16 protein-coding genes are annotated in these 18,121 nt (G+C 71.4%); 3 read left to right on the forward strand and 13 right to left on the reverse strand.

The window, feature by feature from the left end:
* Window positions 1–91: 91 nt before the first annotated feature.
* The 3 genes from groES to ACLZOT_RS30375 all read right to left on the reverse strand — a co-directional run bounded on the left by groES (window position 92) and on the right by ACLZOT_RS30375 (window position 2,388).
* Window positions 92–400 carry a co-chaperone GroES gene (gene groES, locus ACLZOT_RS30365; RefSeq protein ID WP_018543953.1) on the reverse strand — a complete coding sequence of 103 codons (309 nt, stop codon included), beginning with the start codon at window positions 398–400 and terminating at the stop codon, window positions 92–94.
* 213 nt (window positions 401–613) lie between these two features.
* On the reverse strand, window positions 614–1,462 hold the full coding sequence (locus ACLZOT_RS30370) for a polysaccharide deacetylase family protein (RefSeq protein ID WP_416972322.1): 849 nt from the start codon (window positions 1,460–1,462) through the stop codon (window positions 614–616).
* Window positions 1,459–2,388, reverse strand: coding sequence for a polysaccharide deacetylase family protein (locus ACLZOT_RS30375; protein ID WP_416972323.1), 930 nt, complete (start codon window positions 2,386–2,388; stop codon window positions 1,459–1,461). Before ACLZOT_RS30375 ends, ACLZOT_RS30370 begins: the two co-directional genes overlap by 4 nt.
* Before the next feature lie 119 nt (window positions 2,389–2,507).
* On the opposite strand from ACLZOT_RS30375, the gene ACLZOT_RS30380 reads away from it, so the two are divergent.
* Complete coding sequence (locus ACLZOT_RS30380; protein ID WP_416972324.1) at window positions 2,508–3,671, forward strand: THUMP-like domain-containing protein; 1,164 nt, start codon at window positions 2,508–2,510, stop codon at window positions 3,669–3,671.
* On the opposite strand, the gene ACLZOT_RS30385 is transcribed toward ACLZOT_RS30380, so the two are convergent.
* The 6 genes from ACLZOT_RS30385 to ACLZOT_RS30410 form a co-directional block, all read right to left on the reverse strand.
* Window positions 3,622–6,984, reverse strand: a complete 3,363-nt coding sequence (locus ACLZOT_RS30385) for an NACHT domain-containing protein (RefSeq protein WP_416972325.1) — start codon at window positions 6,982–6,984, stop codon at window positions 3,622–3,624. The genes ACLZOT_RS30380 and ACLZOT_RS30385 overlap by 50 nt on opposite strands.
* 68 nt (window positions 6,985–7,052) lie before the next feature.
* Complete coding sequence (locus ACLZOT_RS30390) at window positions 7,053–8,300, reverse strand: RNA polymerase sigma factor (protein ID WP_416972326.1); 1,248 nt, start codon at window positions 8,298–8,300, stop codon at window positions 7,053–7,055.
* A 49-nt stretch (window positions 8,301–8,349) separates the two neighbouring features.
* On the reverse strand, window positions 8,350–8,706 hold the full coding sequence (locus tag ACLZOT_RS30395) for a YciI family protein (protein WP_416972327.1): 357 nt from the start codon (window positions 8,704–8,706) through the stop codon (window positions 8,350–8,352).
* Window positions 8,707–8,866: 160 nt separating this feature from the next.
* Window positions 8,867–9,910, reverse strand: a complete 1,044-nt coding sequence (locus tag ACLZOT_RS30400) for an LCP family protein (protein ID WP_416972328.1) — start codon at window positions 9,908–9,910, stop codon at window positions 8,867–8,869.
* Between the two features lie 73 nt (window positions 9,911–9,983).
* Window positions 9,984–11,345 (reverse strand): endo-1,4-beta-xylanase, encoded by a 1,362-nt coding sequence (locus ACLZOT_RS30405; RefSeq protein WP_416972329.1) that lies wholly within the window; start codon window positions 11,343–11,345, stop codon window positions 9,984–9,986.
* 127 nt (window positions 11,346–11,472) lie between these two features.
* On the reverse strand, window positions 11,473–12,528 hold the full coding sequence (locus ACLZOT_RS30410) for a LacI family DNA-binding transcriptional regulator (RefSeq protein WP_416972330.1): 1,056 nt from the start codon (window positions 12,526–12,528) through the stop codon (window positions 11,473–11,475).
* 149 nt (window positions 12,529–12,677) lie between these two features.
* On the opposite strand from ACLZOT_RS30410, the gene ACLZOT_RS30415 reads away from it, so the two are divergent.
* Entirely contained in the window at window positions 12,678–15,002 is a 2,325-nt protein-coding gene (locus ACLZOT_RS30415) for a glycoside hydrolase family 3 N-terminal domain-containing protein (protein WP_416972331.1), read from the forward strand.
* Here ACLZOT_RS30415 and ACLZOT_RS30420 read toward each other — a convergent pair.
* From ACLZOT_RS30420 to tsaB, 4 genes are read right to left on the reverse strand one after another with little or no spacing between them, the layout of a single operon-like run.
* Window positions 14,999–15,250: a hypothetical protein gene (locus ACLZOT_RS30420; protein WP_416972332.1), complete on the reverse strand. Its 252-nt coding sequence runs from the start codon at window positions 15,248–15,250 to the stop codon at window positions 14,999–15,001. The genes ACLZOT_RS30415 and ACLZOT_RS30420 overlap by 4 nt on opposite strands.
* Window positions 15,247–16,344, reverse strand: a complete 1,098-nt coding sequence (gene tsaD / locus ACLZOT_RS30425; RefSeq protein WP_416972333.1) for a tRNA (adenosine(37)-N6)-threonylcarbamoyltransferase complex transferase subunit TsaD — start codon at window positions 16,342–16,344, stop codon at window positions 15,247–15,249. Before tsaD ends, ACLZOT_RS30420 begins: the two co-directional genes overlap by 4 nt.
* Entirely contained in the window at window positions 16,337–16,825 is a 489-nt protein-coding gene (gene rimI, locus ACLZOT_RS30430; protein WP_416972439.1) for a ribosomal protein S18-alanine N-acetyltransferase, read from the reverse strand. Before rimI ends, tsaD begins: the two co-directional genes overlap by 8 nt.
* Before the next feature lie 11 nt (window positions 16,826–16,836).
* Window positions 16,837–17,481 carry a tRNA (adenosine(37)-N6)-threonylcarbamoyltransferase complex dimerization subunit type 1 TsaB gene (gene tsaB / locus ACLZOT_RS30435; RefSeq protein WP_416972334.1) on the reverse strand — a complete coding sequence of 215 codons (645 nt, stop codon included), beginning with the start codon at window positions 17,479–17,481 and terminating at the stop codon, window positions 16,837–16,839.
* Window positions 17,482–17,573: 92 nt separating this feature from the next.
* Between tsaB and ACLZOT_RS30440 the strand changes: the two genes are divergently transcribed.
* On the forward strand, window positions 17,574–18,116 hold the full coding sequence (locus ACLZOT_RS30440; protein WP_416972335.1) for a hypothetical protein: 543 nt from the start codon (window positions 17,574–17,576) through the stop codon (window positions 18,114–18,116).
* Window positions 18,117–18,121 lie beyond the last annotated feature (5 nt).

The following is an 18,121-nucleotide window of genomic DNA, read 5'->3' on the forward strand; positions in this document are numbered from 1 at the left end:
TCTGTGGGTGTAAAAAGCACTGCGCCCCTGGCACCCGGCTCCTCCAAGGGATCGCGGGGCCAGGGGCGCAGCTCAAAAAACCTGAGGTGTACTACTTCTCGATGATCGCGAGCACGTCGCGAGCCGAGAGGACGAGGTACTCGTCACCGTTGTACTTGACCTCGGTGCCGCCGTACTTGCTGTACAGCACGATGTCGCCGACCTTCACGTCGAGCGGCAGGCGCTCGCCGTTCTCGAACCGGCCCGGGCCCACGGCGAGGACGGCGCCCTCCTGGGGCTTCTCCTTCGCGGTGTCCGGGATGACCAGGCCGGAGGCCGTGGTCTGCTCGGCGTCGAGCGGCTGGACCACGATGCGGTCCTCAAGCGGCTTGATGGCAACCTTGGAGCTGGCGGTCGTCACGATCCGACCTCCCCCTTCGGAGATCTCACGGGGTTAACTGTCTGAGGTGGCGACCAGGTGGATCCGTCGTCGCGGGTGCCGGACCTGCCCGTCGCGTTGTTGGCACTCTCCAGTGGGGAGTGCCAGACCTGAGACTATGACCGCGATTAGCACTCGGTCAAGCGGACTGCTAATGCTGTGCGGCACGGAGGCCGAGATTCATGCCGTGATACCTCAGAGGTAGTCCTCAAGTCTCCCCACCGTCAGCCCCCTCTCCCGCGCTTCCCGCAGCACCCGTACCGTCCGGTCCCTCAGCGTCGGGCCGCCCGCCTCGTCGGAGTCCATCGCGACGATGTCGCCGGGCAGGAGGTGGCGGGAGCCGCGCGTGTAGACGAGCCCGCCGGGGGTCATGGCCGCGCGCCAGAGGACGACCGTGGAGATGCCGCAGTCGGCCGCCGCGCGCAGGGTCGCCGTGTCGTACGTGCCGTAGGGCGGGCGGAAGAGCCGGGGGCGCAGGCCGAAGCGGGACCTGAGCTTGTCCTGCTGGCCGCAGATCTCCGCGCGCTGTCCCGCGTACGGCAGGCCGCGCAGGGCGGCGTGGTGGAGGGTGTGGTTCTGGAGGTTGGCGCCCACGGCACGCAGCCGCGCGAAGTGGCCGTAGCCGGGGCCGACGACGCTGTCCGTGAGGAACATGCTGACCGGGAGGCGGAGTTCGCGGACCAGGTCGATGAAGCGGGGGTCACGTTCGGCGCCGTCGTCGTAGGTGAGGAAGACGACGGGGTCGGAGGTGGGGATGCGGTCGAGGACCGGGGGGTAGGGGGGTGCGGGGGTGGTACCCGTCGTACCTGCGGGGGACCCCGGACGACCCGCAGTACCTCCGGCGCCCGCACCGCCGCGCCCCGTAGTACCCGTAGTACCCGTAGTACCCGTAGTACCCGTAGCAGGGGACCCCGGACGGGCCCCCTGGATACGCTCCGCCGCCTTCTTGCCGAGGCGTTCGATCGGGTCGACGGACTGGGCGCAGCCGCTGACGAGGGTCAGGGCCACGAGCAGGACGGCCGCCACCAGCCCCCGCACTCTCACAGGTAGTCCTCCAGGCGTCCCACGGCGTACCCCTTCTCGGTGACCATGTTCAGGAACCGGCGGACCATGTCGGGCATCGTGCCCTTCCAGTCGTCCCGGCCCCGGAAGTGGCTCAGGACGATGTCGCCGGGGTGGAGGTCGCGGTCCCACTCGCGGTACTCCCAGTGGTCGACGAAGACCTCCTCGTCCCAGAGTGGGGCGTACTTCACGCCGCACGCCTTCGCCGCGCGCAGGGTGTCGCGGTTGTAGTTGCCGAACGGGGGGCGGAAGAGGAGGGGGCGCTTGCCGTAGCGCTTCTGGATGACGTCCTGCATGCCGCAGATCTCGTGCTTCTGCCGCTGGTACGACATACCGGGGAGGTAGGGGTGGTGGAGGGTGTGGTTGTTCAGGACGACGCCCGCGTCCCGCATCTTCTTGAAGTACCCGTAGTCCTCCTTGACCAGGTAGTCGGAGAGGAACGCGGTGTACGGGACCTTCAGTTCGGTCATCATCCGCAGGAACGCGGGGTCCTTCTCGGCGCCGTCGTCGATCGTCAGGAAGACGACCTTCTCCTTGGTCGGGACGGTCGTGAAGACCGGCGGCAGGCCCAGTTCCTCGTGGTCGTCGACCTCGAAGCCGTCCCGCGTCGTGATCACCGGCTTCCTCGCGGGCGGGGCCGGGGGCGTGAGCGGGACCCTCTTCAGCCCCCACTTCCTCGCCGCCACGACCCGCGCGGCCTGCTCGGCGCGCAGCCGCTCGGCGGACGTCATCGAGGGCCGGGCCCCCGCCTGCGCCCCCTGCCCCGCCGCCGGCCGGCTCTCCCCCGCCGGCCGCTCCCCCTGCGCGCACCCGGACGCGATCACGGCGACCGCGAGGACGGTCACCCCGCCCCGGAACCCCTTCACCCCGAACGCGCGCTTTTTGTATTTTTGTCCCACTGGTTCCATGGTGCGGGATCCTTGCAGCCGACGAGGGTGGGGACGGGGAGACACTGCGGGCGGTGGGCGGCGATCCTTCGGGTGGCGTACGGGAACCGGCGCTCGCGGCCCCGTAGGACAATGGGCCGGTGAACAACCTCGCCCCCCTCCTCACCGACCAAGGCCGTGCTCTGCTCGAAGAGGTGGCCGGCACCTCCCCCGGTGACGAGCTGGCCGTCGCCACCCGGCTGCGGCGGACGTACCCGGCGGAGCTGGTGTCGGCCGCGCTGGGGCAGGCCCGGCTGCGGGGGCGGGCGGTGGTGAAGTTCGGGGCGGCGGACGCCGGGCGGATGTTCTTCACGCCCAACGGGGTCGAGCAGTCGACGCGGGCGAGTGTCGCCTCGTACCGGGCACGGCGGTTCAAGGAGCTGGGGGTGACCTCGCTCGCCGACCTGTGCTGCGGGATCGGCGGGGACGCCATCGCGCTCGCGCGGGCCGGGATCAGGGTGCTGGCCGTCGACCGGGATCCGCTCACCGCAGCCGTGGCCAGGGCGAACGCCGAGGCGCTGGGGCTCGCGGAGCTGATCGAGGTGCGGGAGGCGGATGTCGCGGACGTCGACACGTCGTCGTACGACGCGGTGTTCGTCGACCCGGCCCGGCGTGGGGGGCGCGGGCGGATCTTCGACCCCGAGGCGTACTCGCCGCCGCTCTCCTGGGCGATCGGGGCGGCACGTACCGGGCGGGTCGCTGCCCTGAAGATCGCACCCGGCGTCCCCCACGAGGCCATCCCCGAGGACGCCGAGGCCGAGTGGATCTCCGACGGCGGGGACGTGAAGGAGGCGGTGGTGTGGTTCGGTACTACACCCGGAGCGGTACGGGCCACGCTACTACCCGAGGGGGACACCCTCCTGGGCGCTGGTCTGCCGAATCCGCCCGTGCGGCCGGTGGGGCGTTATCTGTACGAGCCTGATGGCGCCGTCATCCGCGCGCACCTGGTCGCCGATGTCGCCGTGGGCCTCGACGGGGGCGGGCTCATCGACGAGACGATCGCGTACGTCACCTCGGACGAGCTGCGGCCCACGCCGTACGCGTCCGCCTACGAGATCACCGATCAACTGCCCTTCAACGTCAAGAAGTTGCGGGCGTTGCTGCGGGAGCGGGAGGTCGGGGTGCTGACCGTGAAGAAGCGGGGGTCGGCGGTCGAGCCGGAGGAGTTGCGGAAGAAGGTGAAGTTGGCGGGACCGAACTCGGCGACCGTTTTCCTCACCCGGGTGGCGGGGGCGCCGGTGATGCTGGTGGGGCGTCCCGTGTGAGGGGGATGGGCTGGATGGTGCGGTCGCGCAGGATGCGGACGCGGGCCCTGCGGGCGGCTTCGTAGGCGTGGTGGTGGGCCTGGGGGAAGTGGGCGCCTGCGAGGTCGCCGCCGGGGAGGAAGCGGACGAGCCAGGTGACGGCGGTGGGGTCGTCGGCGGTGGTGGCGGCGAGGGTGAGGAGGAGTTCGTAGTCGTCGCGGTGGCCGGTGACGGCGGTGCTCGGGGTGTCCTGGAAGTAGCGGAAGACGGCTTCGGTCCGGGCGGGCGGAACGCGGCGGGGAACCCGGACCAAGCGCTGGGACTGCCCCCGTCGCAGCCCGTGGAGATAGTGATCGACCTCGTCCTCGGGCGAGAGCGCGTAGAGCCAGGCGCAGGACGCGTCCAGCACGTACCTGTCGGTGTACCCGGGATCGACTCGGGTGCGCAGCTCGGCGACGATCGCGTCGAGGCCGTACGGGGTCAGCGCGGCGACGATCCGGCCGGTGTCCCAGAGGAAGCGTCCTTCCTCGCCGGGTTCGACGCGGCCTTGCAGGATCGCCGTCCGGATGGTGTCGAGACCCACCGGCGCACCCCAGGCGGCGAGGGTCGCGGCGGCGGCCACCTGCACCCGTGTGTCCTGGTGGCCGAGGAGCGCTTCGAGTTCGCCGGGGTCGCCGGGGCAGTGGTCGAGCGCCTCCAGGGCCAGGACGCGGACCTGGGTGTTCACGGCGTCGGCCCGGGCGAGAGCGAGCAACTCCTCCCGGTGGACGTGTCCGTGGCCCTCGGCGACGTGGTCGCGCACGGCCTGCATCAAACCGTCCCGGCCGCTGCTCATACCCGCCGCCCGCGACCGCTCGATCAGGGTCGGCACCCCGGCATCGCCGGCCACGTCCAGGTACATCCGGGCCACGTCGGCCTCGGAGTACCGGTCGAGGCTGGACAGGAGCCGATCGGCCAGACCGGGTTCCGAACGGCCCTTGAGGATCTCGCGCACCTCGGGTGCGACCGGGTTGGTGTACCGGTCCCGGCACCGGTCCAACGCGCGCAGCAGGAGGTCGGTCGGCGCACCCTCCGGGCCGAGCGCGCGCAGGATCAGACTCGCGCGTACGCCGTGCCGCAGACGGTTCTGCTCGTCCTGGACCGACTCCAGCGCCCCTTCCAGTTCGGTACGCAGCACCCCCACCGCCCCCTCCACCCGCAACGTCCCCATCGCCGAGATCAACGCATCCCTCAACTCCCCCCGGCACAAGGCGAAAGCCCCCAGCAACCGCTCCCCCACCCGTCGCCCACCGTGCGCCTCCAGCGCCCGCACCAACGCGATCCGCGCCTCGTCCGCCCGGCGGACATCGCAGATGTACGCGATGACGTCGTCCAGTTGCTCGTCCGACCGCAGCACCCCCACCAGCGCCTCGGCCGCCCGCCGCCGCTCCCCCGGATGCGGCGACCGGTCGAGCAACTCCCATACGGCGGCCACGATCCGCCGCCGCAGCCCCACGTCCGCCACCCTCGGACTCCCCGTCAGACACCGCGCCGCCAGCAGCAGATCGGTGTGGAAGAAGTCGTCGTCGGGAAGGTCGAGGAGGTTCACGTCCCGCCGCTCCCCGAGCTGCAACACCCCCGCCAGCAACGGCGTCGCGTCCGGCAACGCGCCCGCGAGCAGCAGGATCACCTCCTCCCACCAGGGGTCGTACCGCGCCCCGACCGCTTGGCGGATGCCCTCCGCACCCCGCTCCAGCAGAGCGGCGGCCGTGAAGTGCTCCTGGAGCGTGAGGTGGAGGAAGCCGTACCAGCCGTGGGCCTGCGGCTTCAGCAGGCCGTACTGGGTGCTGATCTCGTCGAGGATCGTGCGGCTGTCGGCGGGGTCGAGGTCGATCGTGGGGAGGAAGCGGGCGATCCGGTCGAGGAGGTCGTCCTCGGGGAAGTAACGCAGGCCGCGCTGGTGGTAGTGGCGGGCGAGTTCCTTGAGGAGGTCCTGTTTGCGGTCGGTGGTGAAGCGGCTGTAGCGGCTGATCTCGCGGTGCGCGTCCCATTCGCGCAGCAGGACTTCGACGCAGCGCTGGTACAACGCGGCCCGGCGTTCGGGGAGTTCGAGGTCGCGTTCGTAGACGATCGCGATGAGGCTGAGCAACAAGGGGTTCGCGGCAAGGGTCTGGAGCCGCCCGTTCGCCGAGAGGGCGCGGACGAGGCCGGCGCGGCGGCGGTCGGCCGTACCGAACCAGTTCGCGACGAACGTCTCGATCTGCGGCCACTCGAAGTCCAGCGCCTCCAGTACCTGGAACTGGGGGAGGCCGCCGCGCCAGCCCTGGCGGCGGCAGGTCGTGGCGATGAGGGCGCGCGGGAAGCGGGTCGCGAGGCGGGCGATCTCGGCGGTGACCCTGCGGTACGCGGTCTCCGCGTCCTGGGCGTTCTCGCCGCCGAGGACTTCGTCGAGGCCGTCGAGGAGCAACACGGCGGTGCCGTCGGCGAGTTTGTCCGTGAGGTAGTCGCGGGAGCCGTCGAAGCCGTAGTGGTCGGACCAGTGGTCCGCCAAGTAGTCGAGCAGGGAGGGGTTTCCGCTCTCCACGAACCTGAACAGCTCGACGTAGGCGGGGAGTTGGGAGGTGTCCGTGGCCAGGCGGAGGGCGAGGTGGCGGAGCATGGTGGTCTTGCCCGCGCCGGGGTCGCCGACGACCACGATGCGGCGGTAGCGGTTGAGGGCGTCGACCGGGGTGTAGGTGTGGGTGGCGGCGGCACGGGCTTCGGCGGCGGCGCGGGCCCGTTCGGCCCGCTCGCGTTCGGCTCGTGCGTGCCGCTCCCCCGGGCCTTCCGAGTTCTGCGTGTACCAGGAGGGCGGCTGGTAGTCGACGAGGAACGAGCCGGTCTCGTCCGTCGTCAGGTGCGCTTCGTCGCGGTCGAGTTCGTCGGCCGACAGGAACCTCAACGGCTGCTGCTCCTGCACCCCCACCTGCACGTACAGCCGCTCCAGCCGCAGCGGACGCGACATGTCGAGGATCTTCAGCGTGGACAGTTCCTGGACGAGCCGCGCGCAGTACAGGGCCGCCGCGTCCTCCAGCGTGGAGCGGTGCTCGGCGACCCGGGCCGCCGCCTGCTCGATCTCCCGGGCCGCCTCCCGGTCGGCCTTCCGCTGCTCGCGCTCCGTCAACTGCCGGTCGTGGTCCCACTCCTGCTGTCTGAGCCGGAGCTGTGAGTCGTGTTCGAGCTGGATCTTCTCCCGCTCCAGGCTCTGCGCCCGCTGCACCTGCCACAGGGCGACGCCCGCCGCGATCAGGGCGACGAGGATTCCGCCGAGGGCGGTGACGGCGGAGGCGCTGTCCAGCGCGAGGTTCCCCGTCATTCCGCATTCCCCCTCATTCCGCCGATTGTGACAGCTGGGGCGCCCGGTGAACCCCCTTTCGCGGTACGTCAGTTCCCGGCGCGTCCGGCGAGGAGTTCGCGTTCCCTCCCGTTGCCGGCGAGGCGGGCCGCCCGCACGAACTCGGCGCGGGCCTCCTCGGTACGGCCGAGCCGCTCCAGCAGGTCGCCCCGGACGCTGGGCAGCAAGTGGTAGCCGTTCAGGGCGGGTTCGGCGGCGAGGGTGTCGAGGAGGGCGAGGGCGGCGGCGGGTCCCTCGGTCATCGAGAGGGCGACCGCGCGGTTCAACTCGACGACGGGGGACGGGAATCGGGCGGCTAGGGCGTCGTAGAGGGCGGTGATGGCGGTCCAGTCGGTGTCGGCGTAGGTGGGGGCGTGGGCGTGGCAGGCGGCGATGGCGGCCTGGAGGGTGTAGCGGCCGGGGGCGCCGGTCGTGGCGGCCCGGGCGGCGGCCAGCGCGTGGATGCCCCGGGTCAGCAGGAGGCGGCTCCAGCGGTGGCGGTCCTGGTCGCGCAGGAGGACGGGCGTTCCGTCGGGGGCCGTGCGAGCCGGGGTGCGGGACGCCTGGAACTCCAACAGGGAGGCCAGCGCGTGGACTTCGGGCTCCTTCGGCATCAGGGCGGTGAGGTGGCGGGCGAGGCGGAGGGCGTCCTCGCAGAGGGAAGGGCGCAGCCAGTCGTCGCCGGCTGTCGCGGCGTACCCCTCGTTGAAGATCAGGTAGATGACGTCCAGGACGGAGTCGAGGCGGGCCTCCCGGTCGGGGCCGTCCGGGACCTCGAACGCCACGTTGCGCGTGGCCAGCGCGCGCTTCGCGCGGACGATGCGCTGGGCGATCGTCGCCTCGGGGACGAGGTACGCCCGCGCGATCTCGGCCGTGGTGAGTCCGCCGAGCAGCCTCAGCGTGAGCGCTGTGCGCGCGTCCGGGGACAGTGCCGGGTGGCAGGTCATGAAGACCAGCCGCAGGACGTCGTCGTCGATGCCGTCGCCTTCGCCGTACGAGGGGGGCGGCGCCGTCTCCGGCAGGTCCCGGCCGATCTCCGCGAGCTTGCGCGCGTACACCTCGCGGCGGCGGATCAGGTCCACCGCGCGGCGCCTGGCGGTCGCGGTCAGCCAGGCGCCGGGGTTGTCGGGGACGCCGTCCCGGGGCCACTGCTCCAGGGCGGCGACCAGGGCGTCCTGGGCGAGTTCCTCGGCGATCCCGACGTCCCGGACGAGCCGGGTGACCGTGGCGATGATCCTCGGGGACTCGATCCGGAAGACGGTTTCCACGGCCTTGTGGGAGGTGAGCTGTCGTTCCACAACTCACCATGGAACACCCCGGCACTGACAACGGCCCGAAGGCCGCGCCTCACCCCTCCGCGATCTCCCGCACCTCGCAGGTCACCGTCCAGTGCTCCTCGTGCACCCGCAGGAACCGCTCCGCCCAGTGCAGGGCCTCCGCCCTGTCCTTGCACTGCATGATCGCGTACCCGCCGACGACCTCCCTGGCCTCGGTGAACGGCCCGTCGGTGACGGAGATCTTCCCGCCCTCCCAGCGGACGCGGGTCCCCTGGGCGGTCGGGGTCAGCCCGGCCGTGTCGAGCATGACGCCCGCCTTGGTGATCTCCTCGATCAGCTCGCCCATGCGCTGCATCAGGCCCTCGCTCGGACCCTCCGCCGGGGCGGACGCTTCGTCGATCTTCACGAGCGACAGGTAACGGGGCATGGTGACTCCTCGGGTACGGGACCTGTACGGGCCCGGCGGGCGGGGCTGTTCCCCGCCTCTCACACGTACGTCGAACAGGACCCGCCCACATCGACAGGCTCACCGGAAATTCCCGAAGTTTTTTCCGGGGCCGCGTTTTCGCAGGTGAGGGCAGATGCCCCTACCTCAGCGACTCCCACAGCTCGCTCGCCGCCGGTTCCTTCGCCACCACCCGGTTCGGGTCCGACGGGGCGAGGGCCACCGGCATCATCACCGTCGTCAGGTTGGCCACGGAAAGTCCCCGGACGCTCTGGCCCAGCTCCATGAGGTCGGAGAGGGAACTCAGCCCTGTGTCGGTGGTGAGGCTGCCGGTCACCGCGTCGGCGACCTCGTACAGCTTCGTCGGGCTGCTCAACAGGTTCAGGTGGGAGATCTGCCCCAGCAGGGCCTTCACCAACGTCTGTTGGAGACCTATCCGGCCCAAGTCGCTGCCGTCCCCGATGCCATGCCGGGTCCGGGCGAAGGCGAGGGCGGTCCTGCCGTCCAAGTGATGTGTGCCGGCGTCGAGTTGGAGGTGGCTGTCGGAGTCGTGGATGTCCTCGGTGGTCGTCACGGTGACACCCCCGAGCGCGTCGACGAGCTTCGCGAACCCGGCGAAGTCGACCTCGATGTAGTGGTCCATGCGCACGCCGGTCAGCTGCTCGACGGTCTTGACGGCGCAGACGGGCCCGCCGATCTCGTACGCGGTGTTGAACATGACGTTGTGGCCGGCCTCGGTGGACCCGCCCGAGGAGAGGGGACAGGACGGCCGGGTGACGAGGGTGTCGCGGGGAATGCTGACGACGGTCGCCGCCGTACGCCCCGCGTCGAGGTGGACGACCATCGCCGTGTCGGACCGGGCACCCCCCTCGGGCCCGCCGCCGAGTTCCTTGTTCTCCTTGCCGGTTCGCGAATCGGAGCCGAGGACAAGGATGTTGAGGGACTCGGTGGGCAGGGGCGAGGCGGACGGCGAGGGCGTGACCATCGCACGGGCGGGCCGGTCGTCGCCGAGCGCCTGGTCGATGTCGACGCTCTTGATGTTGGAGTCGAGGTGCCAGTACACCCAGCCCCCGGCGGCGACACCGAGCACCAGTACGCCCGCCAGGGTGAGGCCGACGATCTTCAGCACCCTCGACCGCCGGCTCACCTGTCTGCCCTCGTCGCCCTGCTCCTCGTTTCGCGTCACACACCGAACATAAGTCCGGAATGTCAACGCGCCGTAAGGAAAGGGGCCCTGGGACCGATTTCTTCGGAAAATCTCAGGACACGGTCACTGTGGGTACCGGATTGCTCCCGTTCCACGACCCGTTGAACCCGAACGACACCGAACCCCCGTCCGGCACAGTCCCGTTGTACGAGGCGTTGGCACACGAAACGGCGGCCCCCGACTGCGTGCACGTCGCGTTCCACGCCTGCGTCACCGCCTGCCCCGCGCCGAAGCTCCAGGTAGCCCGCCACGACGACAAGGCCGCCCCCGAGCAGGAGATCACGACATTCCCCGTGAACCCGGTGTTCCACTGACTGGTCACGCTGTACGTCGCCTTGCAGGCCCCCGTCGGCGGGGTCGTCCCCCCACCCCCCAGCGCCTCGGAGATCCCGTAATAGGCGGGCTTGGGCTGGAAGTTGGCGTCGTACGGCGTGGCCGCCCCCTGCCCCGGGAACGTCGACTCGACCCACGAGTCGGAGTCGGTGAACCCCCACACCGTGAGGTTCACGCACCGCGCGACGGCGACGCAGGCGGCGGTCACCGCCTTGTAGTCGGCCTTCTGCTGGGCCAACTTGGTGGCGTCGGAAGGCAAGTTCATGCGGATGTCCAGCTCGGTGATCGCGACATCGAGCCCGAGGTCCGCGAACCGCTGGATGTTCTGCTGGAAGGTGGACGGCACCTGCCCGAGGATCAGGTGGGCCTGAAGCCCCACCCCGTCGATCGGCACGCCCCGCTGCTTCAGCGAACTGACCAGGTTGTAGAGGGCGTTGGACTTCGCGTTGACGCCTTCGACGTTGTAGTCGTTGATGTAGAGCTTCGCGTTGGGGTCGGCGGCCCGCGCCCAGGTCAGCGCGTTGGCGATGTAGTCGACGCCGAGCCCGTTGTACCAGAGGGTCGGGCGATACGTCCCGTCCTCGTTGAACGGCTCGTTGACGACGTCCCAGGCGGCGATCCGCCCCTTGTAGCGGCCGACCTCGGTGTTGATGTGGTTCTGGAGCAGCGTGCTCAACTGCGCAGGCGTCCAGCTGCCGTTGGTGAGCCAGTTCGGGTTCTGGCTGTGCCAGACGAGGGTGTGGCCACGCACCTGCTGGTTGTGCGCCTCGGCGAAGTCGACGATCTGGTCGGCCTCGGCCCAGTTGAAGGTGCCTTGAGTGGGCTCGACGGAACCCCACTTCATGGCGTTGCCGGGGGTCAGGGAGGAGAACTGGGCGCCGGCCAGGTCGCCGTACGTGCCGGTGAGTTTGGAGCCGGTCACGGCCGTACCGATGACCTTGCCCTTCGCCGTGCCGAGGTCGCGCAGGGGGGTGTCGGCGGCCTGGGCGGGGGTAGCGGTGGCGGTGAGCAGGGCGGCGACGGTCACCGCCCCGGCGAACAGGGCACTGAGGGACGTACGGGAGGTTCTGGAGGGTCTCATTGCGGGTGCCTCCGAAAGTTTCGGTCGTGCAACCGATTGACTTCGGTGGAGTGTGGGGCCACGCCCCACCCCCGTCAAGGTCACGCACCGCCCCCGTCGATACAGACGCCGCCCTCAGCCCCGTACATCAGCTTCCGGCCAGCGGCGGCACCCCCGTGCTCGACCGCACCACCAGACTCGTCGCCAGCTCCACCCGCGTGGCGGCGGGCCCCTCCGCGCTGCCGTTGTCCGAGCGCCCCAGCTCAAGGACGAGCCGGGCCGCCGCCTCGGCCATCTCGGTGAGGGGCTGGCGTACGGTCGTCAGCGGCGGGCCGACCCAGCGGGCGACCGGCAGGTCGTCGAAGCCGACGACGCTGAGGTCCTCGGGGATGCGCAGGCCCAGTTCGCGCGCGGCCTCGTACAGGCCGAGGGCCTGGAGGTCGTTGCCGGCGAAGACGGCGGTGGGGCGGTCGGGGCGGGCGAGGAGTTCGCGGCCGACGCGGTAGCCGGTGTCGTGGTGGAAGTCGCCGGTGCGGATGAGGTCGGGCTCGACGGGCAGGCCCGCCGTCTCCAGGGCGGCGCGGTAGCCGTCGATGCGGGCGCGGCTGCACATCATCTGCGGCGGGCCGGTGATGGCGCCGATCCGGCGGTGGCCGAGTTCGACCAGGTGACGGGTGGCGGCGAGGCCGCCCTGCCAGTTGGTGGCGCCGATCGAGGGGACGTCCGCGCCGGGGTCGCCGGCCGGGTCCATGACGACGAACGGCACGGAACGGCTGGTCAGCAGCGCGCGCTGGGACTCGTCGAGGCCGGACAGGACGAGGATCACGCCGTGCGGGCGGCGGGCGGCGACCTGGTCGGCCCAGGTCCGGCCGGGGGTGAGGCGGCCGGCGGACTCGCTCAGGACGACGCTGAGGCCGGCGTCGCGCGCGACGTTCTCCACGCCCCGGATGACCTCCAGGGCCCAGGCGCTCTCCAGTTCGTGGAAGACCAGGTCGATGAGGGGGGACCGGGTCGCCTCGGCCCGCCTGCGCCGGTAGCCGTGGGCGCGCAGCAGTTCCTCGACGCGGGTCCGGGTGCCGGGCGCGACGTCGGCCCGGCCGTTGAGGACCTTCGAAACAGTCGGCGCGGAGACGCCGGCCTCGCGGGCGATCTCCGCGAGCGTCGCGGTCTGTGGCCGCGTTTCAGCGGGGTCCGAGGGTGTCATGGCGGCGATCGTATCGCCGCACACCCTCTTGACGAACCCCGTGCGGCGCCATAGGTTCCCGGAACATTCGGAATTAAGCTCGAAACATTCGCGCAGGGACTGCGCGGAACAGTCCGACTGGTGGCTCACCGACCTCTGACAGGAGCTTCATGACCACCGCCTCCGAGACCGGCTCGGCCTCCGAACGCGCCCCCTGGCGCGACTCCTCCCTGCCCGCCGCCGCACGGGTCGACGACCTGATCTCCCGGATGACCCTCCAGGAGAAGACCGCCCAGCTCTACGGCGTCTGGGTGGGCGCCGACACCGAGGACGGCGGAGTCGCGCCCCATCAGTCCGACATGACCGCCGACTACGACTGGGAGGAGCTGGTCTCGCACGGCCTCGGCCAGCTCACCCGCCCCTTCGGCACCGCCCCCGTCGACCCGACGGCCGGTGCCCGCGCCCTCGCCGAGGCCCAGCGCCGCCTGGTCGCCGCGAACCGCTTCGGCATCCCTGCGCTCGCCCACGAGGAGTGCCTCGCCGGCTTCACCGCCTGGCAGGCCACCGCCTACCCGGTCCCCCTCTCCTGGGGCGCCTCCTTCGACCCGGCCCTCGTCGAGCGGATGGCCGCCCGCATCGGCCACGACCTGCGCTCGGTCGGCGTCCACCAGGGCCTCGCCCCCGTCCTGGACGTCGTGCGCGACGCCCGCTGGGGCCGCGTCGAGGAGACGATCGGCGAGGACCCGTACCTGGTCGGCACGGTCGCCACCGCCTACGTACGGGGCCTGGAGTCGTCCGGCGTGGTCGCCACGCTGAAGCACTTCGCCGGGTACGCGTCCTCCGCCGGCGCCCGCAACCTGGCTCCCGTGCGCGCGGGCACCCGCGAGTTCGCGGACGTCACCCTGCCCCCGTTCGAGATGGCGATCCGCGAGGGCGGCGCCCGCTCGGTGATGCCGTCCTACACCGAGCGCGACGGCGTCCCGGCCTCCGCCGACCCGGAACTCCTCACGGGGTTGCTGCGCGAGACCTGGGGGTTCACCGGCACGGTCGTCTCCGACTACTTCGCGGTCGGCTTCCTGGAGACCCTGCACCGCGTCGCCGGTACGCCCGCCCAGGCGGCCCACGCGGCGCTGGCCGCCGGCATCGACGTCGAGCTGCCGACGCTGAAGTGCTACGGCAAGCCGCTCCTGACAGCCGTTCAGGAAGGCGCCGTTCCCGAGGAGTTGGTGGACAACGCTGTCCGTCGGGTCCTCCTCCAGAAGTGCGAACTGGGTCTCCTGGACGAGGACTGGGAGCCGGTCCACGCCGAGCCGGTCGAGCTGGACTCGGCGCAGAACCGGGCTGTGGCCCGCCAACTTGCCGAAGAGTCGGTGGTGTTGCTCGACAACCCGGACGGCATCCTGCCCCTCGCGCCGGACACGCGCATCGCGGTCGTCGGTCCGCGCGCCGCCGACGCGCTCGCGATGCTCGGCTGCTACTCCTTCCCCTCCCACGTCCTCCCCCACCACCCCGGGGTCGTCAACGGCATCGAGATTCCGACCGTGCTGGAGGCGCTGCGCGCCGAACTCCCCGACGCGAAGGTCACGTTCGCCGAGGGCTGCGGGGTCGACGACCCGGACACCGGCGGCTTCGACGAGGCCGTCGCGCGTGCCGCCGAGGCGGACGTCTGTGTCGCCGTCCTCGGTGACCGGGCCGGGCTCTTCGGACGCGGCACCTCAGGCGAGGGCTGCGACGCCGAGGACCTCCGACTGCCCGGCATCCAGGCCGAGTTGCTGGACGCGCTCGTCGCGACCGGCGTCCCGGTCGTGCTCGTCATGCTCGCCGGGCGGCCCTACGCGCTGGGTCGCTGGCACGGGCGGCTCGGCGCGGTCGTCGAGGCGTTCTTCCCCGGCGAGGAAGGGGGGCCGGCCGTGGCGGGGGTCCTGTCGGGCCGCGTCAACCCGTCGGGGCGGCTGCCGGTGAGCGTGCCGCGCGTGACCGGGGGCCAGCCGTGGACGTACCTCCAGCCGCCGCTGGGACTCAAAGGCGAGGTGAGCAACCTCGACCCGACTCCCTTGTACCCGTTCGGACATGGGCGGTCGTACACGGAGTTCGTGTGGGAGGGGATCGGCGAAGGCGCGACGATCCCGACCGACGGTTCGTACGACGTCGGCGTGACCGTCCGCAACGCCGGGGACGTGGCCGGGGCCGAGGTCGTCCAGCTCTATCTGCACGACCCCGTGGCCTCGGTGACGCGGCCGGACGTACGGCTGATCGGGTACCAGCGGGTGGAGTTGGAGCCGGGCGAGTCTCGCCGGGTGACGTTCACGTTCCACGCGGACCTGTCGGCGTTCACGGATCGCGGTGGGCGGCGGATCGTCGAACCCGGGGTGCTGGAGCTGCGGGTGGGGGCGTCCAGCGCGGACACCCGGCACGCCGTTCAGGTCGAACTCACCGGGGAAGTGCGGGAGTTGGGGGTGGACCGGCGGCTGCTGTGTGAGACCGCGGTGGACTAGCCGACACTCTCGAAGCGCCACCGGTGCACCGGGCGGGCGATCAAGTCCCCTTCGGGTTCCGGGAGTTCGGGCAGCTGTGCCTCGTACTCCGCGTCCCACCAGGTGATGACCAGCACCCGGCCCTCGGGGCCTCGCAACGTCTCCCGACGGAGGGGAGATGTCGCGAGGGGCTGGCGGCGGGCCCAGGCGAGGAGTTCCTCGCCCCGGCCCGCCGCCGCTTTGGCCTCCCACATCAACGCGACTGTCATCCGTACAGGTTGTCCTTGCTGACCTCGTGCACGTGATCGTGCGAGTGGGTGTGGCCGGGTACGTGGGGGTCGGTGACCGGCAGCGACGAGTCCGCCGACAGGTCCCAGTCCGAGGCGGCCCGGTTCCGCGCCACCATCTCCGCGCCCAGCGCCGCGACCATCGCCCCGTTGTCGGTGCACAACTTCGGCCGGGGCACCCGCAGTCGGATCCCGGCGGCCTCGCACCGCTCCTGGGCGAGCACCCGCAGCCGGGAGTTGGCGGCGACGCCGCCGCCGATCATCAGGTGGTCGACGCCCTCGTCCCGGCAGGCGCGAACCGCCTTGCGGGTCAGCACGTCCACCACCGCCTCCTGGAAGGACGCGGCCACATCGCGCACCGGCACCTCCTCCCCCGCCGCCCGCTTCGCCTCGATCCAGCGGGCCACGGCCGTCTTCAGCCCGGAGAAGGAGAAGTCGTACGCGGGGTCGCGCGAGCCGGTCAACCCCCGTGGGAAAGCGATGGAGTTGGGGTCGCCCTCCTTGGCGTACCGGTCGATGACCGGGCCGCCGGGGAAGCCCAGGTTCAGGACACGCGCGATCTTGTCGAACGCCTCGCCCGCCGCGTCGTCGATCGTCGCGCCCATCGGGCGGACGTCCGAGGTGATGTCGCTGGACAGCAGCAGCGAGGAGTGCCCGCCGGAGACCAGCAGCGCCATCGTCGGCTCGGGCAGCGGGCCGTGCTCCAGCTGGTCGACGCAGATGTGCGAGGCGAGGTGGTTGACGCCGTACAGCGGCTTGCCCAGCGCGTACGCGTACGCCTTCGCCGCCGAGACGCCGACCAGCAGCGCGCCCGCGAGGCCCGGACCGGCGGTGACGGCGATGCCGTCGAGGTCCTTCGCCGTGACCCCGGCGTCCTTCAGGGCGCGCTGGATCGTCGGGACCATCGCCTCCAGGTGGGCGCGCGAGGCGACTTCGGGGACGACGCCGCCGAAGCGGGCGTGCTCGTCGACGGACGAGGCGACCGCGTCCGCGAGCAGGGTGGTGCCCCGGACGATCCCGACGCCGGTCTCGTCGCAGGAGGTCTCGATCCCCAGGACCAGGGGTTCGTCAGTCATCGTTCTCGGTTCCTCGTACGGGAGTTGCTGCGGGGTCCGTGCGGCGCATCACCAGCGCGTCCACGTTCCCCGGCTGGTAGTAGCCGCGCCGGAAGCCGATCGGCTCGAAGCCGTAGCGCTCGTACAGCTTCTGGGCGCGGATGTTGTCGATGCGGCACTCCAGCATGACTTCGGGGCACTCGAACTCCGTTGCCGCGCGCAGGAGTTCGGTGAGGAGCCGGCCGCCGAGGCCGGTGCCCCAGTGGTCGCGGGCCACGGCGATGGTCTGTACGTCGGCGAGGTCGCCGGACGCGGCGAGACCGGCGTATCCGATGATCCGATCATGATCCTGAAGCGCCACGAGGTACCGCCGGTTCGCCTCCGGCCCCCGCGCGTGTGCCAGCTCCGACCAGAACATGCCCCGCGACCAGGCGTCCTCGGGGAACAGGCCCCGTTCCAGCTCCAGCACGGGATCGATGTCCCACCAGCGCATCTCCCGCATCACAGGCTCGGTCACTTCGGTGTGACCACCTTGTAGTTCTTGGGGACCTGGGCGTCGGGGCGGCGCAGGTAGAGGGGGCGGGGTTCGTCCAGCTCGATGCCGGCCGCGAGCCGCTCGGCGGCCAGCGCGGCGAGGGCGGCGGCGGACACATGCGATGGGCCGGGTACGACCTCGAAGTGCTCCGGGTACAGCAGCGCGCCGGCCCCGAACGCCGGAACGTCCTCGCCGACCTCGGCGGGTCTGTCCACCGCCGGTCCGCTCACCCGCGTACGCCGGTCCTCGTACCGCGCCCAGTACACCTCCTTGCGCCGGGCGTCCGTCGCGACCACGAACGGTCCCTCGACCTCCGCCTCGTACGCGAGCCCGTCCAGCGTGCACACGCCGTACACCGGCACGCCCAGCGCCAGCCCGAACGTGTCCGCCGTCATCAGCCCGACCCTGAGCCCCGTGTACGGCCCCGGCCCGGTCCCTACGACGATCCCCGTCACGGCGTCCAGTCTCACCCCCGCTTCCGCCAGCACACGGTCCACGGTCGGCAACAACAGCTCACCGTGCCGGCGCGCGTCCACCTGACTCGACGCGGCGACTGTCTCGTCGCCGTCGTGCAGGGCGACGGTGACTGCGGGGGTGGCGGTATCCAGAGCGAGCAAGAGCACGCGAACAGCCTACGGCGCGCGGGGGTGGGACACGTCCCCTCCTGCTAGCGTCCGGTGCGAAAACGGACGTTTTGGTGCGGAGGCGGGCGCAGGTGACAAGCAGCAGCGCGGGACTCGTGGCCGGGCTCATGACAGCGGCGATCACGACGGTGGGCGTACTGGCCTGGCAGGCATCCGCCCAGTCGCCGGACGGCCTGAGCAACCCCCTCCCCACGGCCGCCTCCAAAGCCCCCCGCGACGTGAAACACCCCGACGCGCTCCCGGCGAACTCCGGGGCGGGCCAGCGGGTCGTCTACTCCGTCGACGACGACCGGGTCTGGCTGGTCGACGAGACCGGCAAGGTCACCCGGACGTTCCGCGTCTACCCGGGCGGCGTCGACCCCAAGCCGGGCGCGTACGTCGTCTCCTCCCGCGCGGGCGCGGTCACCGCGACGGACGGCACCCACATCGAACACGTCGTCCGTTTCGCGGCGACCCCGGACGGCATGGCGATCGGCTTCAGCGCGGCCGTCAACGGGGCCCTGCCGGACGGGGACACGATGGTCAAGACGGGCGGCATCCGGGAGACCCGTCCGGACGGGGATGCGATGTGGGACTTCGCGACGGTGGGGCGGCGGGTGCTGGTGATCCGGTGAGAACC

The sequence above is a fragment of the Streptomyces sp. 4F14 genome, from assembly GCF_048159485.1.
GTDB lineage: Bacteria > Actinomycetota > Actinomycetes > Streptomycetales > Streptomycetaceae > Streptomyces.